At 68.5% G+C, this 18,120-nt stretch carries 18 protein-coding genes; 9 read left to right on the forward strand and 9 right to left on the reverse strand.

From position 1 onward, the window contains the following. Position 1 precedes the first annotated feature (1 nt). Together ACTIGJ_RS07175 and rpsU are read right to left on the reverse strand one after the other, a co-directional pair. Positions 2–448: a GatB/YqeY domain-containing protein gene (locus ACTIGJ_RS07175; RefSeq protein WP_439639607.1), complete on the reverse strand. Its 447-nt coding sequence runs from the start codon at positions 446–448 to the stop codon at positions 2–4. Positions 449–579: 131 nt separating this feature from the next. Next, the gene (gene rpsU / locus ACTIGJ_RS07180) at positions 580–795 is read right to left on the reverse strand and encodes a 30S ribosomal protein S21 (protein WP_022976229.1); all 216 of its coding nucleotides are present in this window, start codon (positions 793–795) and stop codon (positions 580–582) included. 138 nt (positions 796–933) lie between these two features. Here rpsU and tsaD point away from each other — a divergent pair, with 138 nt between their 5' ends. The 3 genes from tsaD (at position 934) to ACTIGJ_RS07195 (ending at position 2,840) form a co-directional block, all read left to right on the forward strand. Then, positions 934–1,956 (forward strand): tRNA (adenosine(37)-N6)-threonylcarbamoyltransferase complex transferase subunit TsaD, encoded by a 1,023-nt coding sequence (tsaD, locus tag ACTIGJ_RS07185; protein WP_439639608.1) that lies wholly within the window; start codon positions 934–936, stop codon positions 1,954–1,956. Between the two features lie 4 nt (positions 1,957–1,960). Beyond that, positions 1,961–2,344 carry a dihydroneopterin aldolase gene (gene folB, locus ACTIGJ_RS07190; RefSeq protein WP_439639609.1) on the forward strand — a complete coding sequence of 128 codons (384 nt, stop codon included), beginning with the start codon at positions 1,961–1,963 and terminating at the stop codon, positions 2,342–2,344. A 67-nt stretch (positions 2,345–2,411) separates the two neighbouring features. Next, on the forward strand, positions 2,412–2,840 hold the full coding sequence (locus tag ACTIGJ_RS07195) for a hypothetical protein (RefSeq protein ID WP_439639610.1): 429 nt from the start codon (positions 2,412–2,414) through the stop codon (positions 2,838–2,840). A gap of 19 nt (positions 2,841–2,859) precedes the next feature. On the opposite strand, the gene ACTIGJ_RS07200 is transcribed toward ACTIGJ_RS07195, so the two are convergent. Together ACTIGJ_RS07200 and pmbA are read right to left on the reverse strand one after the other, a co-directional pair. Further along, positions 2,860–3,204 carry a hypothetical protein gene (locus ACTIGJ_RS07200; RefSeq protein ID WP_439639611.1) on the reverse strand — a complete coding sequence of 115 codons (345 nt, stop codon included), beginning with the start codon at positions 3,202–3,204 and terminating at the stop codon, positions 2,860–2,862. A 41-nt stretch (positions 3,205–3,245) separates the two neighbouring features. Further along, positions 3,246–4,613 carry a metalloprotease PmbA gene (pmbA, locus tag ACTIGJ_RS07205; protein WP_439639612.1) on the reverse strand — a complete coding sequence of 456 codons (1,368 nt, stop codon included), beginning with the start codon at positions 4,611–4,613 and terminating at the stop codon, positions 3,246–3,248. Between the two features lie 77 nt (positions 4,614–4,690). Here pmbA and ACTIGJ_RS07210 point away from each other — a divergent pair, with 77 nt between their 5' ends. Then, positions 4,691–5,506 (forward strand): crotonase/enoyl-CoA hydratase family protein, encoded by an 816-nt coding sequence (locus ACTIGJ_RS07210; protein ID WP_439639613.1) that lies wholly within the window; start codon positions 4,691–4,693, stop codon positions 5,504–5,506. Positions 5,507–5,568: 62 nt separating this feature from the next. Then, complete coding sequence (locus tag ACTIGJ_RS07215; protein WP_439639614.1) at positions 5,569–6,507, forward strand: DUF2167 domain-containing protein; 939 nt, start codon at positions 5,569–5,571, stop codon at positions 6,505–6,507. Between the two features lie 90 nt (positions 6,508–6,597). Here ACTIGJ_RS07215 and ACTIGJ_RS07220 read toward each other — a convergent pair whose 3' ends face one another. The 3 genes from ACTIGJ_RS07220 to ACTIGJ_RS07230 all read right to left on the reverse strand — a co-directional run bounded on the left by ACTIGJ_RS07220 (position 6,598) and on the right by ACTIGJ_RS07230 (position 11,253). After that, positions 6,598–9,066, reverse strand: a complete 2,469-nt coding sequence (locus ACTIGJ_RS07220; protein WP_439639615.1) for a DUF4394 domain-containing protein — start codon at positions 9,064–9,066, stop codon at positions 6,598–6,600. A gap of 206 nt (positions 9,067–9,272) precedes the next feature. Next, positions 9,273–10,631 (reverse strand): UDP-N-acetylmuramate:L-alanyl-gamma-D-glutamyl-meso-diaminopimelate ligase, encoded by a 1,359-nt coding sequence (gene mpl / locus ACTIGJ_RS07225; protein WP_439639616.1) that lies wholly within the window; start codon positions 10,629–10,631, stop codon positions 9,273–9,275. A 7-nt stretch (positions 10,632–10,638) separates the two neighbouring features. Next, positions 10,639–11,253, reverse strand: coding sequence for a hypothetical protein (locus ACTIGJ_RS07230; RefSeq protein WP_439639617.1), 615 nt, complete (start codon positions 11,251–11,253; stop codon positions 10,639–10,641). Between the two features lie 109 nt (positions 11,254–11,362). Between ACTIGJ_RS07230 and rnd the strand changes: the two genes are divergently transcribed. Then, positions 11,363–12,463 (forward strand): ribonuclease D, encoded by a 1,101-nt coding sequence (gene rnd / locus ACTIGJ_RS07235; protein WP_439639618.1) that lies wholly within the window; start codon positions 11,363–11,365, stop codon positions 12,461–12,463. 62 nt (positions 12,464–12,525) lie between these two features. On the opposite strand, the gene ACTIGJ_RS07240 is transcribed toward rnd, so the two are convergent. Further along, positions 12,526–13,086, reverse strand: coding sequence for an adenylate kinase (locus tag ACTIGJ_RS07240; protein WP_439639619.1), 561 nt, complete (start codon positions 13,084–13,086; stop codon positions 12,526–12,528). 393 nt (positions 13,087–13,479) lie between these two features. Here ACTIGJ_RS07240 and ppa point away from each other — a divergent pair, with 393 nt between their 5' ends. The 3 genes from ppa (at position 13,480) to ACTIGJ_RS07255 (ending at position 16,107) form a co-directional block, all read left to right on the forward strand. Then, entirely contained in the window at positions 13,480–14,010 is a 531-nt protein-coding gene (ppa, locus tag ACTIGJ_RS07245) for an inorganic diphosphatase (protein ID WP_439639620.1), read from the forward strand. A 100-nt stretch (positions 14,011–14,110) separates the two neighbouring features. Further along, positions 14,111–15,409, forward strand: a complete 1,299-nt coding sequence (purD, locus tag ACTIGJ_RS07250) for a phosphoribosylamine--glycine ligase (protein ID WP_439639621.1) — start codon at positions 14,111–14,113, stop codon at positions 15,407–15,409. Next, positions 15,406–16,107, forward strand: coding sequence for a retropepsin-like aspartic endopeptidase (locus ACTIGJ_RS07255; RefSeq protein ID WP_439639622.1), 702 nt, complete (start codon positions 15,406–15,408; stop codon positions 16,105–16,107). Before purD ends, ACTIGJ_RS07255 begins: the two co-directional genes overlap by 4 nt. A 65-nt stretch (positions 16,108–16,172) precedes the next feature. On the opposite strand, the gene rho is transcribed toward ACTIGJ_RS07255, so the two are convergent. Next, on the reverse strand, positions 16,173–18,113 hold the full coding sequence (gene rho / locus ACTIGJ_RS07260; RefSeq protein WP_439639623.1) for a transcription termination factor Rho: 1,941 nt from the start codon (positions 18,111–18,113) through the stop codon (positions 16,173–16,175). Between the last annotated feature and the right edge of the window lie 7 nt (positions 18,114–18,120).

Raw genomic sequence — 18,120 nt, forward strand, 5'->3', positions numbered from 1 at the left:
GTCAGCCGAGCCGTGCCTTGATCAGCCCGGACAGCTTGCCCATGTCGGTGCGGCCAGCGACCTGTGGCTTCAGCCAGTTCATGACCTTGCCCATGTCCTTCATGCCGGCGGCGCCGGTTTCGCTGATGCCCTGCTGGATCAGCGCAGCGAGCTCGTCCTCGCTCAGTGCCGTGGGCAGGTACTGGCTCAGCACGACGATTTCCGCTGCTTCGATCTCGGCCAGATCAAGGCGATTGCCGGCGCGGAACTGCGATTCCGAATCGCGCCGCTGCTTGAGCATCTTTTCCAGCGCCTCGATGACGACGGCATCGGTGATCTGCTGCGACAGCACGACTTCGCGGTTCTTCAGCTCCGCCGTCAGCATCCGCAGCACGCCGAGGCGCGCCTTGTCGCCGGCCTTCATCGCCAGCTTCACGTCTTCGGTGATGCGGGTCTTGAGATCGGTCATAGGGGCACCTGGAATTTGAAAGCGGAACAAACACAAATCGCGCCGGTAGGCGCGATTTGAACGACGGGGTGAGATCTTCCTTGAGCAGTCCGCGCCATGGATGGCGCGGTCTTGTCAGGACGACAAACTCGTCAGTACAGGCGAATCTGCTTCGAGGTCTCGCGGGAGACCTTCTTGGCCTGACGCTTCACGGCGGCGGCACGCTTGCGCTTGCGCTCCTGGCTCGGCTTCTCGAAGAATTCCTTCTTGCGGAGGTCGGTCAGCACGCCTGCCTTTTCGCAGGTGCGCTTGAAACGGCGGAGAGCAACTTCAAACGGCTCGTTATCGCGAACGCGGACATTCGGCATCAGATCAATCTCGACAGCGGATTTGGCACGGTCCGGACGCAGGCGGCCCGGAAGGGGCGCAAAGTCTAGTCAATCAGTCGCGGCAACGCAACGCGCGACGCTGCAATCCGGCGCGCACTGGCGCAGAATCCGCAGCCGATGAAAATCCTGGGCCTCGAATCCTCCTGCGACGAGACCGCCGCCGCGATCTACGACGGCGAGCGCGGCCTGCTGGCGCACGTGCTGCACAGTCAGGCCGCCATGCATGCCGAGTACGGTGGCGTGGTGCCGGAACTGGCGGCCCGTGACCATGTCGGTCGCATCCAGTCGTTGGTCGCTGCGGTGCTTGCCGAAGCTGGGCTGGCCGCCGACGCTCTGGACGGTATCGCCTACACGGCCGGCCCCGGCCTGATCGGCGCCTTGCTGGTCGGCGGCAGCTTCGCTGCCGGGCTGGCTGCCGCCATCGGCAAGCCGCTGCTGCCGGTGCATCACCTGGAAGGCCACCTGCTGGCGCCGATGCTCGAAGACGAGCGCCCGGCCTTTCCGTTCGTGGCGCTGCTGGTTTCCGGTGGCCACACGATGCTGGCGCGGGTCGATGGCGTAGGGCGCTACGAGATCCTCGGCGAAACGCTTGACGATGCCGCCGGCGAAGCCTTCGACAAGACTGCCAAGGCGCTCGGCCTGCCGTATCCGGGCGGGCCGGAACTGGCCCGGCTCGCCGAGCGTGGCCAGCCCGGCGTGTTCCGCTTCGCGCGGCCGATGATCGACCGTCCGGGCCTGGAATTCAGCTTCAGCGGCCTGAAGACCGCCGTGCTGAACCAGCTGAAAGCCGATTTCGACGACCAGGCCAAGGCCGATCTGGCGCGGGCGTTCGAAGAAGCAGTGACCGACACCCTGGCGATCAAGTGCGAACGCGCGCTCGACGCCACCGGCCTGCGCAGCCTGATCGTCGCTGGCGGCGTCGGCGCCAATCGCCGCCTGCGGGCCCGGCTCAAGGCGGCGACCGAAGCGCGCGGCGCCAGCCTGCATTTTCCGCGTCCGGCGTTCTGCACCGACAATGCCGCGATGATTGCCTACGCCGGCTGGGCCCGGCTGTCGGCCGGTGAGCGCAGCGATGGCCTGCCGGCCAGGGCTCGCTGGCCGCTGCACGAGCTGCGCCCTCCTTCCTTCCTCTCGCTCTGAGTCCATGTCGCTCGACACCGTCTTCATCCAGGCGCTGCACATCGAAACCATCATCGGCGTCCATGCCTACGAGCAGCAGGCGCCGCGGCCGCTGATCCTCGATCTGGAACTGGGTGTCGATATCCGCGAAGCCGCTGCCAGCGACCGCATCCGCGACGCGGTCGACTACAGCGCGGTAGCCGAAGCGATCATCAAGCTGGCTGCGGCGCGTCGCTTCCAGCTGATCGAGACGCTGGCCGAGACGCTGGCGCGGATGATCTTCGAACGCTTTCCGATCGCCCGGCTGCAACTGTCGATCGGCAAGCCGGGCGCCATCGACACCGCGAAGACGGTTGGCGTGCGCATCGAGCGCCGCCGCGAGGACTACGCGGCCTGCGGCCTGCGATAAGCCACCGGATGCCGCAGCCTGCGGTTATCCTCGCCACACCCGCGACCACTGCCACGGAAGTCCTGCGATGAAGAAACTGCAACGTCTGGAATTGCTCAAGGACTTCATCCAGGAAGCCGTCGATCGCGGCGCCACGTCCGTGCAGGCCGTGCATCAGTACATCGCGGACCTGCCGTTCGAAGCGCTGGAGCAGACCGGCCTGATCGATGCCGAAAAATCGGCACTGCGGCAGAAGCACCGGCAGACCATCGGCGTGGTCTACGACGCGATCCGCCGCATCAATCGCGATATCGGCCAGCTGATTTCCGACCAGTTCGAAAACCTCGAGGAATCGAAGATCGCGGCTTCCCGGATCGCGCCGGCCCCCGCTGCGCCGCGCCCGGCGCCGACGCCGGCTGCGGCCGACAGGAAACCGGTCGCGAAGAAGCCGGTGGCGAAGAAGGCTGCGGCGAAAAAGCGCGCGGTCAGGAAGCCGGCTGCCCCGCCGGCCGACTAGCCGCGCCCTGCGAACCCCGTTACGGCGGTAGCGTGCCGTCGTCGCACAGCGGCAGCAGCATGCCCCTCGAGGTCCAGACCCCGCCGCTGCGCTCGAACTGGTAGGCCACCGAACCGCCGCAGCCGGGGTTGACGAGGCTGTTCGACGGATCGCAGACCATCACCCGATCGCTGCCCTGGCCGTACCACTGCACGTCCGCCTCGTTCGGCAGGTTGGCGCGGGTGAGCAGTTCGGCCCGGTCGGCCGGCGCGGCCGACAGGTGCTGCCAGCCCTTGCCGGCGATCGAATTGCAGTCTTGCACGCCGCGCGAGGCGCAGCCGGTCAGCACGAGCAGGGTGGTCAGGATGAGGCTCGATCGGATCACGGCGGCGTCCACGTCGAAGGTTGGCAGGGAAGGGTGAGGCGTCAGGCGCCGCCGGCAATGGTCATCGCGTCGATCAGGACCGAGCCGCAGCGCACGCCGCCACGGGTATCGACATCGGAACCGATCGCGGAGATCCCGCGATACATCGTGGCCAGATTGCCGGCGATGGTGATCTCGTCGACCGGGTAGGCGATCACCCCGTTCTCGACCCAGAAGCCGCTGGCGGCGCGTGAATAGTCGCCGGTCACGGTGTTGACGCCCTGGCCCATCAGGTCGGTGGCGATCAGGCCTTCGCCCATCTCGCGCGCCAGCGCTTCCAGGCCGCCGTCGAAGGTCGAATCGATCAGCAGGTTGTAGACGCCGCCGGCATTGCCGGTCGATTCCAGCCCCAGCTTGCGGGCGCTGTAGCTGCCGAGCAGATAGCCGCCGAGCACGCCCTTGTCGATCAGCTGGCGCTCGGTGGTCGCCACGCCTTCCTGGTCGTAGGCGCTGCTGCCGGCCGCGCCTTTCAGGAACGGCATCTGGCGGGCGCTGACCCGTTCGGCGAATACGGTTTCGCCAAGCTTGCCGTGCAGGAAGCTGGCGCGGCGATACAGCGCGGCCCCGGAAATCGCGCCGATGAAATGGCCGAACAGGCCGCGTGCGATCTCGGCCGGAAAGATCACCGGCGCGCTGCGCGTGGCCAGCGTGCGGCCGCCGAGCCGCGCGGCGGCGCGCTCGCCGGCCTTGCGGCCGATCGCTTCCGGCGCGTCGAGCGCCTCGAAGCGGCGCGCGCTGCTGTACCAGTGACCGAGCTGCATCGCCTCGCCTTCGACAGCGATCGCCGCGCAGCCGAGGCTGTAGTCGGTGGCGCGGCGGCGGCCGATGAAGCCATGACTGTTGGCGTACAGGCTCAAGGATTCGCGGGTATCGATGCTGGCCCCTTCCGACTGGCTGATCCGGGGATCGACGGCGAAGGCAGCGGCCTCGCAGGCGCGGGCGCGCTCGATCGCCGCTTCCGGCGCCAGCGCGTGCGGATGGTAGAGCTCGAGATCCGGAAACGCCCGGGCCATCCGCGCCGGATCGGCAAGGCCGACACAGGGATCTTCGCCGCCGACCCGGGCGATCGCGCAGGCCGCGTCGACGGTGCGCTTTAGTGCTGCGTCGGACAGGTCCGTGGTGCTGGCCGAGCCGGTGCGATGGCCGAAGAACACGGTCAGCGACAGATCGCGATCGCGCTGGAACTGCACCGATTCGACCTCGCCCTGACGCACCGCGACCGACAGGCCGCGACTGACGCCGAGATAGCCTTCGGCCGCCGTCGCGCCGCGCGATTTCGCAAGGTCCAGCGCGGCCAGCAGGCGCGGTTCGAGGTCGCGGACATCGGGCAGCGCGGCGGCCGGCGAGGCGGCGGTCGGAATCGCAGTCATGGTCAGGTATTCACGAAAGAGGGCGCGAGCTTACCATCCGGGTCCTGACTCTCAGACCCTCAAGGAACCCCGCTGGCATGGACTTCACGACGCTCAAGATTGAACTCGACGGCCCTGTCGCACGGCTGCTGCTGAATCGCCCCGACAAGGCCAATGCGATGTCGGAAGCGATGTGGCAGGAACTGCCGAAGGCGGCCGCGTGGATCAATACCCAGCGGCAGATCCGGGTGGTGATTCTGGCGGGCGCCGGCAAGCACTTCACCGCCGGCATCGACCTGCAGGTGCTGGCCGGCCTCAGCAAGCGGGTCACCGGACCGGGCTGCCCGGCGCGGGCGCGTGAATACCTGCGCGAGTGGATTCTGGCGGCGCAGGCCAGCATCACCGCGATCGAGAACATCCGGGTGCCGGTGATCGCCGCCGTGCAGGGTGCCTGCGTCGGCGCCGGTGTCGATCTGATCGCCGCCTGCGACCTGCGCTACTCCACGGTGGACGCGAAGTTCTGCATCAAGGAAGTCGATCTCGCCGTGGTTGCCGACGTTGGCACCGTGCAGCGGCTGCGCCACGTCGTCGGCTACGCCAAGGTGGCGGAGTTGACCTACACCGGTGAAACCTTCGATGGCACCAAGGCCGAGGCAATCGGCCTGGTCAGCGCCACCCATGCGAATGGTGAAGCGCTGATGCAGGCGGTCGACGGCATTGCGCGCAGCCTGGCCGCCAAATCGCCGCTGACCGTGCGCGGCGTCAAGCAGAGCCTGCTGTACGCGCGCGACCACAGCGTTGCCGAAGGGCTGGAGTACGTCGCCGGCTGGAATGCCGCGATGCTGATCTCCGCCGATCTCAACGAAGCGGTCAGCGCCTACCTCGGCAAGCGGCCGGCGGTTTTCGAGGACTGATCCCAGGCGCGCCGCCCGCCGAACCCGGCGGGTGTCACGGCACCACCGAGGAACCGCCGCCCATGAATGCAAGGATCGCTGCCCGCCTTCTCGGCTTGCTGCTGCTGACGCTGGCCGTGACGCTGCAGGCGCAGGAAACAGCGCCTGCAGCGACAGCAGAAGCGCAGGACCCGACCGCAGCCGGCCGCACTGCCGACGCCGTCAACGCCGCGTTCGCGGCAGCCGGCACGGCGCTGCTGCGCGGCCCCCAGACGCTGCTGCTGCGCGATCAGGGGCTGCTGAAGCTGCCGGAGGGCTACGGCTTCGTGCCGCTGGCCGAGGCGCGCCGGCTGATGGAGGCACTCGGCAATTCGGTCAACGAGCAGTTCATCGGCCTGATCGTCCCGGTTGGCCAGGGCGACGCGAACTGGATGATGCGCCTCGATTTCGATCCGGCCGGCTACATCAAGGACGACGACGCCCGCGAGTGGAACGCCGACGACATGCTGGAGAGCCTGCGCAAGGGCACGGCGGCCGGCAATGCACGTCGTCAGGCGCTCGGCTATCCGGGGCTCGAAGTCAGCCAGTGGATCGAGCCGCCAACCTGGGATGCCGCCCATCAGCGGCTGGTCTGGTCGCTGGAAGCGCGCGAGATCGGCGCTGCGCCGGGTAGCGAGGGCACGGTCAACTACAACACCTACGTGCTGGGCCGCGAAGGCTTTTTCGAGATGAACCTGGTTACCTCGAGCGCGGAGATCAATCGCTACAAGCCCGACGCCCGGACCTTGCTGGCGGCGGTCAGCTTCAACGAAGGCAAGCGCTACGCCGACTTCCGACCCGACACCGACAAGGTGGCGACCTACGGGCTGGCGGCGCTGGTCGGCGGCGTTGCCGCCAAGAAGCTCGGCCTGCTGGCGGTGATCGGCGTGTTCCTCGCCAAGTTCGCCAAGATCATCCTGTTCGCCGTGCTCGGCCTCGGTGCGCTGATCGGCAAGTTCTTCGGTCGCGGCAAGAAAGCCTGAGCAGGTCGCGCTGCGTCCGAGGCGGACAGCAAGAAGGCCGGCTCCTGCGAGCCGGCCTTCCTGTTTCAGCGGGGGTTCACGATCAGGCGATCAGCGCACGTCGATCGCCAGGCTGCGCACCGATGACGCCGTCGCCGCGCCGATCCGGGCGCTGCCGTCGACCACGCCAACCGGCGTCGCCGCGCCGGTGGCGAGGTTGATGCGGTACAGGTTCGACGGGCCTTCGCCGGCGCTGGTCCGGATCGCCGCCAGCACCAGGCCATTGGCGCCGCCGGCAATGTCGAAGCCTGCATCGCCGACCGCCGTCACGCCGGTCGCCCCGACAGCCACCAGCGTGCCGTCGTTCGGCGGCACCTGGGTGAACAGCGTGGTGGCGTCGAGGTTGTACAGCGTGGTCGCCGCCGCGCCTGCGAAGCTGTTGAGGTAGGCCGAGCCGATCACGCCGCTGGTCGCTGCGCCGTTGATCGCGCCGTCGGTGATGGTCGCCCCGGTGCCGACGTTGATCCGCAGGTTGTTGCCGGCCGTGTCGACCACGCGCAGGCGATCCGGCACCGGGTTGAAGTCGACCCCGAAGCGGGCGCCGGCGGCCAACGACGAGAACGGCGCCGAGGCGTCGGTCGGGTCGGCAGCCAGCGTCGCTGCCAGCGTCGCCAGGCCGGTCGTGGTGTTGATCACGTAGACGCGGTTCAGCGAGCTGATGCCGTACAGCAGGCCGTTGGCCGGGCGGACATCGATGCCGAGCAGCGATTCGCCTGCGGTCAGGCCGGTGATCGTCAGATCGATGGCGTCATTCGGCGCGAAGGCGTTATCGACCTGGGTGAAGCTCAGCAGGTGGTTGTCGTCGGTCAGCGCGTGGACGCGCAGATTGCTGCCGGTGGTCAGCGTCAGGCCGATCAGCGGCGCCAGCGTGGCCGTGCCGTTGCCCCCGCCGATCGCGCCGACCGCCGTGGCGGCACCGGTGGCGAGGTTCACCGTGTACAGCGTCGAGGCGCTGGCGCCGGTCGCGGCAGCCGCCAGCAGCGCGGCGTTGTTGCGGCCATCGACCACGAAGGCGGTGTTGTCGTCGATGTCGCCGATGCCCAGCGAGCCGATGGTGGTTGCCACGCCGCTGTTCGGATTGCCCGGATCGCCGGCAATGCCGTTGGCCGGGTTGCCGCCGATGCGGACAAAGGTATCGGCGCCGCTGTCGATTGCGTACAGCGTGGTGCTGACGGTGCCCGGAATGGCGTTGGTGTAGCCGACGCCGGTCACCGAGGTGGCGCCGGTCAGCGCGGTGTCAGTGGTCACCAGACACTTGCCCTCGTCATTCGGGCTGGTGTTGATGCGCAGGTTCAAGCCGGTGCTGGTGGTCACCCGCAGGCGGTCCGGCACCGGATTGAAACCGACGCCGAAGCTGGCGTCGGCCGGCAGGGCCGTGAACGGCAGCGTGGCGTCGGCCGGGTCGGCGATCAGCGGGCACAGCTCGCTGGCGGCGCCGGTGGGCGAGATCGCATAGAGCTTGCTGTCGCTGCCGAGGCCGATCAGCTGGCCGGTGGCCGGGCGGGTATCGATACCGAGCAGCGTGGTCGCTTCCGGCAGGCCGCTGACCGTGCCGGTGGTGCACAGCTTGGTCGGCGCCGTGCGCGTGAAGGTGCCGAAGCTGCCGTCGGCGGCCAGGCCAAACAGGTCGCCGGCTGCCTGCGCGGTGGAACGGTTCTGCGCGCGGATCGCGAAGCCGGCAGCGGTTTCCGCGTCGGCCAGCGAAAGCGTCGCAGTCTGGGTGGCGGCGCCGGTGGCGGTGTCGATCGCGTAGACGGCGGTGCCGTCGGCGGTGTTGAGCACGGCGAACGCCGAGTTGACGCCGGTCTGCGAGGTGGCGACGTCGAAGCCGCCAATGCTGTCGGCGTCGACCCCGAGGTTGCCGATCGCGGTCAGCACGCCATCGTTCGGCGGGTTCTGCTGGAACAGACGGTCGCTGGCCGGGTCGATCGCGAACTGCATCGTCCGGCAGGCCGCGTTGAAGGCGTTGGTGTAGGCGGTGGCGGTGGCCCCGGTGCCGGCACCGTTCAGCGCGGTGTCGGTGATGGTGGCGCCGGTGGCGACATTGATGCGCAGGTTCTGGCCGGCGTCGGAGATCACCCGCAGGCGATCCGGCACCGGATTGAAGTCGATGCCGAAACGGGTGCCGGACAGGCCGGTGAACGGCGCGCTGGTGTCGGCCGGGTCGGCGCTGAGGGTGCTGACGGCGGTAGTGGCGCCAGTGCTCGGGTCGATCGTCACGATGCGGCCGCTGCTGCCGCTGACCACCAGGCCGTACAGCAGGCCGTCATTGGGCCGGAACGCGATGTCGACCATCGACTCGCCGTCGGCCAGGCCGGTGATCGCGTTGCTGACCTGGATGGCGCCGGTGCCGGCGATGTTGAAGCCGACCAGCCGGTTGGCGCTGGTCAGCAGGTAGCTGTCGGTGACGGCCGGCGGCGTCGGCGGTGCCACCGGCGGCGTGAAAGTGTCCTGGTTGTTGCAACCGGCGATGAAAATGGCCGCGACGGCGGCCGTCCAGCGGGGGTGATGCAAGGCCATGGTGGGGTCTCTCCTCGTTCTTGAGTGTGCGCAGCCGGGATGCCGGCTGCGGGGTTCCTGCGGCTCGCACGATAACTCCGCTGCGGGCTGCGTGGCAGTCGGTGGGCGCAACGACATCGGGGTTTACCACGAGAATGCGGATTTGGATGCAGGCCGGGCGCATCCGGCGATCAGCGGCAGCGGCGCTGCCGCGCGCCGTGGCGGATTCAGCCTGCCGCGAGGCGCTCGATCACGCGCCGGTGCAGGCCGCCGAAATCGCCGTTGGACATCACCAGCACGCGGTCGCCCGGGCGCGCTTCGGTGACGATGGCAGCGGCCAGCACATCGAGATCCTGGTGCAGCCGCAGGCGCTCGCCGACCGCCGCCAGCGCGGCGCCGGCGTCCCATTTCAGATCGGCGCGGGCCATCACGAAGGCGAGGTCGGCGTCGCCGAGACTCGCTGCCAGGTCGCCGCCGGCATGGCCGCCGAGGCGCATGGTGTTGGAGCGCGGCTCCAGCACCGCGAGGATGCGGCCGGGTCCGCGTTCGCGCAGGCCGGCGATGGTGACTTCGATGGCCGTCGGGTGATGGGCGAAGTCGTCGTAGACCTCCACACCAGCAACGGTGTCGAGCAGTTCGAGCCGCCGCTTGATGCCGCGAAAGCGTTCCAGCGCCCGCAGTGCCTGATCCGGCGCGACGCCGACGTGGCTGGCGGCGGCGATCGCCGCCACCGCGTTGGCGCGGTTGTGCGGGCCGGCCAGCGGCGTGGCGACAGCGCCGACCGGCAGGCCGTGCTGCAGCAAGGTGAAGCCGTGGTCGTTGCGCTGCGCCGACCAGCCCCGGGCGTCGTGGCCGCTGCCGTCGAACCAGTCGATCTCGCTCCAGGCGCCCATCGCCAGTACCCGCGGCAGATTGGCGTCCTGGGCGTTGACGATCAGCCGGCCCTGGCCGGGCACGGTGCGCACCAGGTGATGGAACTGGCGCTCGATGCTGGCCAGGTCCGGAAAGATGTCGGCGTGGTCGTACTCGAGGTTGTTGAGGATCGCCGTACGCGGCCGGTAGTGGACGAACTTCGAACGCTTGTCGAAGAACGCGGTGTCGTACTCATCGGCCTCGATGACGAAGCACTTTCCCTTGCCGAGCCGCGCCGAGACGCCGAAGTTCACTGGCACGCCACCGACCAGAAAGCCGGGCTCCAGACCGGCCTGGTCGAGCAGCCAGGCCAGCAGCGAGGTCGTGGTGGTCTTGCCGTGGGTGCCGGCCACCGCCAGCACGTGGCGGCCGGCGAGCACGTTTTCGGCCAGCCACTGCGGGCCGGACACGTACGGCAGGCCGGCATTCAGCACGTGCTCCATCGCCGGATTGCCGCGGCTGACGACATTGCCGACCACCACCACGTCCGGCGCCGGATCGAGATGCTCGGGCCGATACCCCGGCAGCACCGCGATGCCGAGCTTTTCCAGCTGCGTCGACATCGGCGGCCAGCCGTTGGCGTCGGAGCCGGTGACCGTGTGGCCGGCTTCGCGGGCCAGCGCTGCGATGCCGGCCATGAAGGTGCCGCAGATGCCGAGAATGTGCAGGTGCATGGCGGACTCAGCCGAGGATCAGGGACAGCAGATTGCCGGCGATCACCATCGACACCATGACGTTGCTGATCAGCAGCAGCGCCATCATGGCGGCGGCGAAGCGGGCGATGCCGGTGGCCCGGCGCAGCACGTGGGTGGCGCTGGCGGCAAACCACAGGCCGAGCAGGTCGAGCAGCAGGCCCGGCAGCACCGGTACCTGCGGCAACTGGTCGGCGCTGATCACCGGCGGCGGCGCGTCGGGACCCGCCGCCTGCTGGGCGGCGGCGACCGAGGTCAGGAATTCGGTCATCACCGGCATCACCATCGACATCGGCAGCCACATCGCCAGCAGCAGCAGCGAACCGGTGGCGAGCAGCGCGTTGCGGGTCTGCTGCTGGCGCGCCTCAAGGCTGCGCAGGCGCAGCACCAGGCGCGTGTAGAGCGTCACCACCAGCGTCGCCACCGCACCGTCGACGATCGCCAGCGGCAGCGGCTGGACGATGCCGAACAGCAGCGCCGTGGCGACGATGCCGAGCGCCGTGCAGGCCTTGTCCAGGCGGCCGTCGGCGACGTACGGGAAATCCTCGGGCCCCTGGCGGAACAGCAGGATCTGCAGCGTGGCGTGGAACGCCTGGTTGAACATCGCGTGAGGGCTCGTCGGGGAGGCCGTCATTCTAGTGGCCGGCCGGCGCGACGCGGATGGCCGGCGGCCATGTGGGACACTGCGCACCACGCACGCCATCCCTTTTCCCGTGAATCCCGGCTATCTCCTGATCACCACGCCCGACGCCCTTGCCGCCTGCATCGATGTCTGGAAGCAGCGCCCCTGGCTGGCGCTCGATACCGAGTTCCTGCGCGAGGACACCTATCACCCGATCCTCTGCCTGATCCAGGTCGGCGACGGCGAAACCGACGTCTGCATCGACACGCTGGCCTTCACCGCCGACGCGCTGGCGCCGCTGTGGGCGCTGTTCGCAGACCCGGCCATCACCAAGGTCTTCCATGCGCCGTCGCAGGATCTGGAGATCTTCCTGCGCCAGGGCCAGACCACGGCGACGCCGTTCTTCGACACCCAGATCGCTGCCGCGATGCTCGGCATGGGCGACCAGCTGGGCTATGCCGCGCTGGTCGAGAAGATGACCGGCGTGAAGCTCGACAAGAGCCTGACCCGCACCAACTGGTCGCGGCGTCCGCTGACCGGCCCGGAACTGGCGTACGCGGCCGCCGATGTCCGCCACCTGTCCGACATCCACCCGGCCTTGCGCGAGGCGCTGCTCGCCCGCGGCCGGCTGCCGTGGCTGCAGGAAGACTGCGCCCGGCTCGCCGATCCGGCGCGCTACCGCAATCCGCCGGACGACGCCTGGAAGCGGCTCAAGGGCCTGGCCCGGCTGGCGCCGACGGCCCAGCCGATCGCCGCCGCGCTGGCCGGCTGGCGCGAGACCATTGCCCAGGAACGGGACCGGCCACGCAAGTGGATTCTCGACGACGAGGCGCTGTACCGGATCGCCGAGCGCGCGCCGTCGGGTCTCGATGAGCTGGCGGCCTTGAAGGTGCTGCCGGCCAAGACGCTGGAGCGTCACGGCGAGGCACTGGTGGCGATCGTCGCGGCGGCGCCAGCGACGGCGCTGCCGGTGCTGCTCGACGAGCCGCTGAGCGATCCGCAGAAGGCGCTGCTGAAGCGCCTGCAGGATCGTCTGCGCGGCATCGCCGATGCGCTCGACGTGCCGGCATCGCTGCTGGCCCCGAGAGCCGATCTGGAGCTGCTGGTGCGGGTCGGCGCGCAGGCCGATGCAGCGGTGCTGAGCGGCTGGCGCCGCGAAGTGGCCGGCACCGCGCTGCTGGCCCTGCTGTAGGGCGAAACCGTTGCGGGGTCGCCCTGTAGGGCGGGCCCGGCAGCCGCCGGACCCGGTGTGACTCAGGCGACGGCGATGATCCGCGCGAAAATTTCGTCCATCGTGCCGATGCCGTCGACCGTCGCGACCTTGCCCTGCTTGCCGTAGTAGTCGAGCAGCGGGTGGGTCTCGGCGTTGTAGACGCTGATGCGGTGACGGATCACATCTTCCTTGTCGTCGTCGCGGCCTTCCTTCTGCGCGCGGTCGAGCAGGCGGCCGATGATTTCCTCGTCCGCCACCGCCAGATGCACGGCGCGCGAGATCGGCGGCTGGCCGAGGCGTACCAGCATCTGGTCGAGCACTTCAGCCTGGGCGACGTTGCGCGGGAAGCCGTCGAGGATGAAGCCCTTCTTGGCGTCGTCCTGCCCGAGGCGTTCCTCGACGATGCCGATGACGATCTCGTTGGCCACCAGCTGGCCGGCGTCCATCACCGCCTTCGCCTTCTTGCCCAGTTCAGTGCCGGCCTTGACGGCCGCGCGCAGCGCGTCGCCAGTGGAGATCTTCGGGATGCCGTAGTGCGCAACCAGCTTTTCGCCTTGCGTGCCTTTGCCGGAGCCGGGTGCGCCCAGCAGGATGATTCTCATGATGCAGACAGCCCCAGTTGTGAGCCGGTGTGGGCCGGCTTCGTTCGATGAAACGGCGGAAACGACGGTGCTGGTCGGATGTCGCGATGACATCGGCCGCAGGATGGATGACGCACGATGAGTGGCAAGGTACTAGCTGCACGCGCATGGCGTCAACGCGACGAAAGTCGGGGGATGACGATGTCGCGGTTATACTTCGCCGCATTGCATCATTCGCGCATCGCGCCGGCTCCAGCGCTGCAATCCGCCGAATGCGGCCCCGGCCGCTGCGCGATGACCGCCTTTCCGGCCGCCGGACCCGCATCAGGCGCCGAGGTGTGAGGCGCGCGAGGCCCCGAATTCGAGTTACAGACGCAGCACCGCTCTCCACCACTCCACAGCAGGTACGCACACATGGGTTTTGAAGCACTGGGTCCGGGCGAGAAGGCCCCGAACGAGTTCTACGTCGTCATCGAGATCCCGGCCTACGGCCCGCCGGTGAAGTACGAAGTCGACAAGGACACCGGCCTGCTGATGGTCGACCGCTTCATGAACGTGGCGATGAGCTATCCGGCGAACTACGGCTACGTGCCGAAGACGCTGGCCGGCGACGGTGACCCGGTCGACGTGCTGGTGATCACGCCGCATCCGATCGTCGCCGGTTCGGTGGTCAAGTGCCGTGCGGTCTGCGTGCTCGACACCGAGGACGAGAAGGGCACCGACGCCAAGCTGCTGGCCGTGCCGGTCGACAAGGTGTCGAACGGCGCCTACGACCATCTCCGTGATCTGGCCGATGTGCCGGAGCGGACCAAGAACGAGATCCACCACTTCTACTCGTCGTACAAGGCGCTGGAGAAGGGCAAGTGGGTGAAGATCTCCGGCTGGCGCGATGCCGCTGCCGCGCGCGCCGAGATCGAGAACGGCATCAAGGCCTACCAAGGCTGATTGCCGGTTACACCGCTGATCGGGAAAGGCAGGCCGCGCGCCTGCCTTTTTCGTCTCCGGCGTCGTGTCGGCGCTGCGTTTCCGCTAGAACTGAAAGCACATGAAACAGAAAGTCCTCGTCATTGGCGGCGGTGGCCGCGAACACGCCATCGCCTGGAAGCTGGCCGCCTCGCCTCGGGTGGCCGAAGTGCTGGTCGCGCCCGGCAACGCCGGCACCGCCACCGAGTTCGGCTGCCGGAATGTTGCCGTGGCGGTCGAGGACATTGCCGGGCTGCTCAAGCTGGCAGCGGATGAGGCGGTCGATTTCACCGTCGTCGGGCCGGAAGTGCCGCTGTCGCGCGGCGTCGTCGATGCCTTCCGGGCCGCTGGCCGGCGCATCTTCGGGCCGACCCAGGCCGCTGCGCAGCTGGAGTCGAGCAAGGCCTTCACCAAGGCCTTCCTGGCCCGGCACCGGATTCCGACGGCCGGCTACGAGGTGTTCACCGAGGTCGAGCCGGCGCTGGCCTACGTGGCCGCGCGCGGCGCGCCGATCGTGGTCAAGGCCGATGGCCTGGCGGCCGGCAAGGGTGTCGTGGTCGCCGAAACGGTGGCACAGGCGCAGGAGGCGATCCGCGACATGCTCGGTGGCGCTTTCGGCGGGGCCGGCGCCCGCGTCGTCATCGAGGATTTCCTGCACGGCGAGGAGGCCAGCTACATCGTCGTCGCCGCCGGCACCCATTACGTGCCGCTGGCCTCGGCCCAGGATCACAAGCGGGTGTTCGATGCCGACCAGGGCCCGAATACCGGCGGCATGGGCGCCTACTCGCCGGCGCCGGTGGTGACCGCCGAGGTCGATGCGCGGGTGCGCGAATTGGTGATCGAGCCGACGCTGGCCGGCATGGCGGCCGAAGGCACGCCGTTTACCGGTTTCCTGTACGCCGGGCTGATGATCGATGCCGCCGGCCAGCCCAGCGTCGTCGAGTTCAACGCTCGTCTCGGCGACCCGGAAACCCAGCCGATCCTGATGCGGCTCGATTCCGACCTGCTGAGCCTGCTCGAAGCCGCCGTCGATGGCGATCCGAACACGGCGCCGCCGGTCTGGAATCCGCAGGTGGCGCTCGGCGTGGTGCTGGCCGCCGGCGGCTATCCGGGCGAGATCCGCAAGGCCGACGTCATCTCCGGCCTCGACGGCGCCAATGCAGACGACGCCAAGGTGTTCCACGCCGGCACTGCGGTCGATGCGCGCGGCCAGGTGATCACCAGCGGCGGCCGCGTGCTCTGCGTCACCGGGCTCGGCGACACCACCGAAGCCGCGCAGGCAGCGGCCTACCGCGCCGCCTCGGGCATCGACTGGACCGGCGTGCACTACCGGCGCGACATCGGCTATCGCGCCATCGCGCGGGAACGGCAAGGCCAATGAACCGGATCGTGGCGGCGCTGGTGCTGGCCGGGGCGGCGATTGCCGCTGCCCGCGCCGACACCTACGGCCGCCACGAACGGGTCCGTGTGCAGGCGACGCCCGGTATCGAGATCGTCGGCCGGCTCGATCCGGCTGCGCCGGCATCCCTGCTCGCGGCGCGCGACGTGAAGTACTTCAACCGCCAAGGCGGCATGTGGGTGCGTTTCACGATCGACAACGGCGGCGTGCTGGCCGGCAGCCGGCTGACGCTGGAACGGCCGCTGATCCGCGACCAGAAGCGGCGCCAGCGCGATGGCAGCATCGAGCACCGCCCGCTGGTCGCGCTGGCGCTGTGCATCGGCCGCGCGCCGATCGAAGCGGCGCTCAGCCTGTCGGAGCGCAGCGGCTACACCGCGCCACTGGTTCTGGGCGCGCCGGAAATCGCCAGACTCGGTGCCGTCGATGCGGCGCGCGAGTACACGATCGAGCCGTCGTGCGGGGGCTCGGCCGAACTGCCGCTGGCACCCGCCGCAGCCGAGCGGACGCCGTCCGCAGTGCCGGCCCCTCGCGGCAGCCGCCGCTTTTCCTGCGATGGCCGGCAGTACTGCTCACAGATGAATTCGCGTGCCGAAGCCGAGTTCTTCGTTGCCCATTGCGGTCCGACCCAGATGGATGGCGACAATGACGGCATCCCGTGCGAGAACGATTCTCGCTGGTAGGGCGGAGCAAGCAGGCAACAAAAAAGCCGCAGCAAGCTGCGGCTTTTTTGTTTGCGGCGCGTCGATCAGTTGCGCTTCATCGAATCGAAGAAGTCGGAATTGGTCTTGGTGCCGCGCAGGCGATCGAACAGCAGTTCCATTGCCGCCAGCTCGTCCATCTGGTGCAGCAGCTTGCGCAGGATCCAGACCTTCTGCAGCTCGGCCGGATCGACCATCAGCTCTTCCTTGCGGGTGCCGGAGCGGTTGATGTTGATCGCCGGGAACACGCGCTTCTCGGCGATGCGGCGCTCCAGGTGGAGTTCCATGTTGCCGGTGCCCTTGAATTCCTCGTAGATCACTTCGTCCATCTTCGAGCCGGTGTCGATCAGCGCCGTGGCGATGATCGTCAGCGAACCGCCTTCCTCGATGTTGCGTGCGGCACCGAAGAAGCGCTTCGGCTTCTGCAAGGCGTTCGCGTCGACACCACCGGACAGCACCTTGCCGGACGACGGCGCGACGGTGTTGTAGGCGCGCGCAAGGCGGGTGATCGAGTCGAGCAGGATCACCACGTCGCGCTTGTGTTCGACCAGACGCTTGGCCTTCTCGATCACCATGTCGGCGACCTGCACATGGCGCTGTGCCGGTTCGTCGAAGGTCGAGGAAATCACTTCGCCTCTGACCGTGCGCTGCATGTCGGTGACTTCTTCCGGACGCTCGTCGATCAGCAGCACGATGAGATACACGTCCGGATAGTTCGCGGCGATCGACTGCGCGACGTTCTGCATCAGGATCGTCTTGCCGGCTTTCGGCGGGCTGACGATCAGGCCGCGCTGGCCCTTGCCGAACGGCGCCACGATGTCGATCACGCGGGCCGTGATGTCCTCGGTGGTGCCATTGCCGCGCTCCATCACGAAACGCTCGTCGGCGAACAGCGGCGTCAGGTTCTCGAAATTGACCTTCTTCTTCGAGACTTCCGGCGCCTCGTAGTTGATGGTGTCGACCTTCAGCAGCGCGAAATAGCGCTCGTTGTCCTTCGGCGAACGCACGCGTCCGGCCACGGTGTCGCCGGTGCGCAGGCCGAAGCGGCGGATCTGGCTCGGGCTGATGTAGACGTCGTCGGGGCCGGCGAGGTAGCTGGCGTCCGGGCCACGGAGGAAGCCGTAACCGTCCTGCATGATTTCCAGCACGCCATCGGCCTGGATGAAATCGCCACGACGGGCGGCCGCGCGCAGCAGGTTGAAGACGATGTCGGTCTTCTTGGCGCGCGAGATGTTTTCCAGGCCCAGCGCTTCGGCCATCTCGTACAGCTCGGCCGCCGTCTTCTTCTTCAGGTCCGAGATGTGGATGACTTTCGGCGGATCGCGCGGCACCGACGGGTCGCCGAGCGCGGCCAGCGCGTCCTCGCGATTCTCGGCGGCGTTGCCGCCGGAGTTGCCGTTGGCCTCGTAATCCTCGTCGCGCGGGTTGTAACGGCCACCGAAGTTGCCGTTCCCGTAATTGCCGTTGTTGCCGCCGCCGTGGTTCTGGCCGCGCTGCTGGTTGTTGCCGCGGTTCTGCTGGTTGTTGTTCTGGTGCCGGCGGCGCTGGTTGTTGTTCTGGTTGTTGTTGCCGCCGTTGTTGTGGTTCTGGCCATTCTGGCCGTTGCCGCGATTGCCGCGATGCCCGCCGCCACCGCCACCCCCACCGCCGCCGCTATTGCCATTGCCGTTCGGGTTGCCGCCGTCGCTACCCGAATTGCCGCCTCCATTGCCGTTGCCGCCGTTGCCGCCGTTGCTGCCGCCCTCCGGCTGCGCCGCCGGGGCGATTACGGCCTGAGCGGGGCTTGCATCGCCGCCGGTAGCTTCGCTACCACCGCCGCCCGATGACTCGCTGGCGACTGCGACATCGCCGCCCGAGCCGCCATCGTGTTCATCGAAGTCGGCCGGGAAGCCGTCGTTGCGGTTGCCCGGGTTCTGGTTGCCGTTGCCTCCGTTGCTGCCGTTGTTCTGGCCGTTGGCGTAATGCGGGCGGCGGCGATGCTTGATCATGTGGGAC

The organism is Nevskia sp., assembly GCF_051860985.1.
Lineage (GTDB): Bacteria > Pseudomonadota > Gammaproteobacteria > Nevskiales > Nevskiaceae > Nevskia.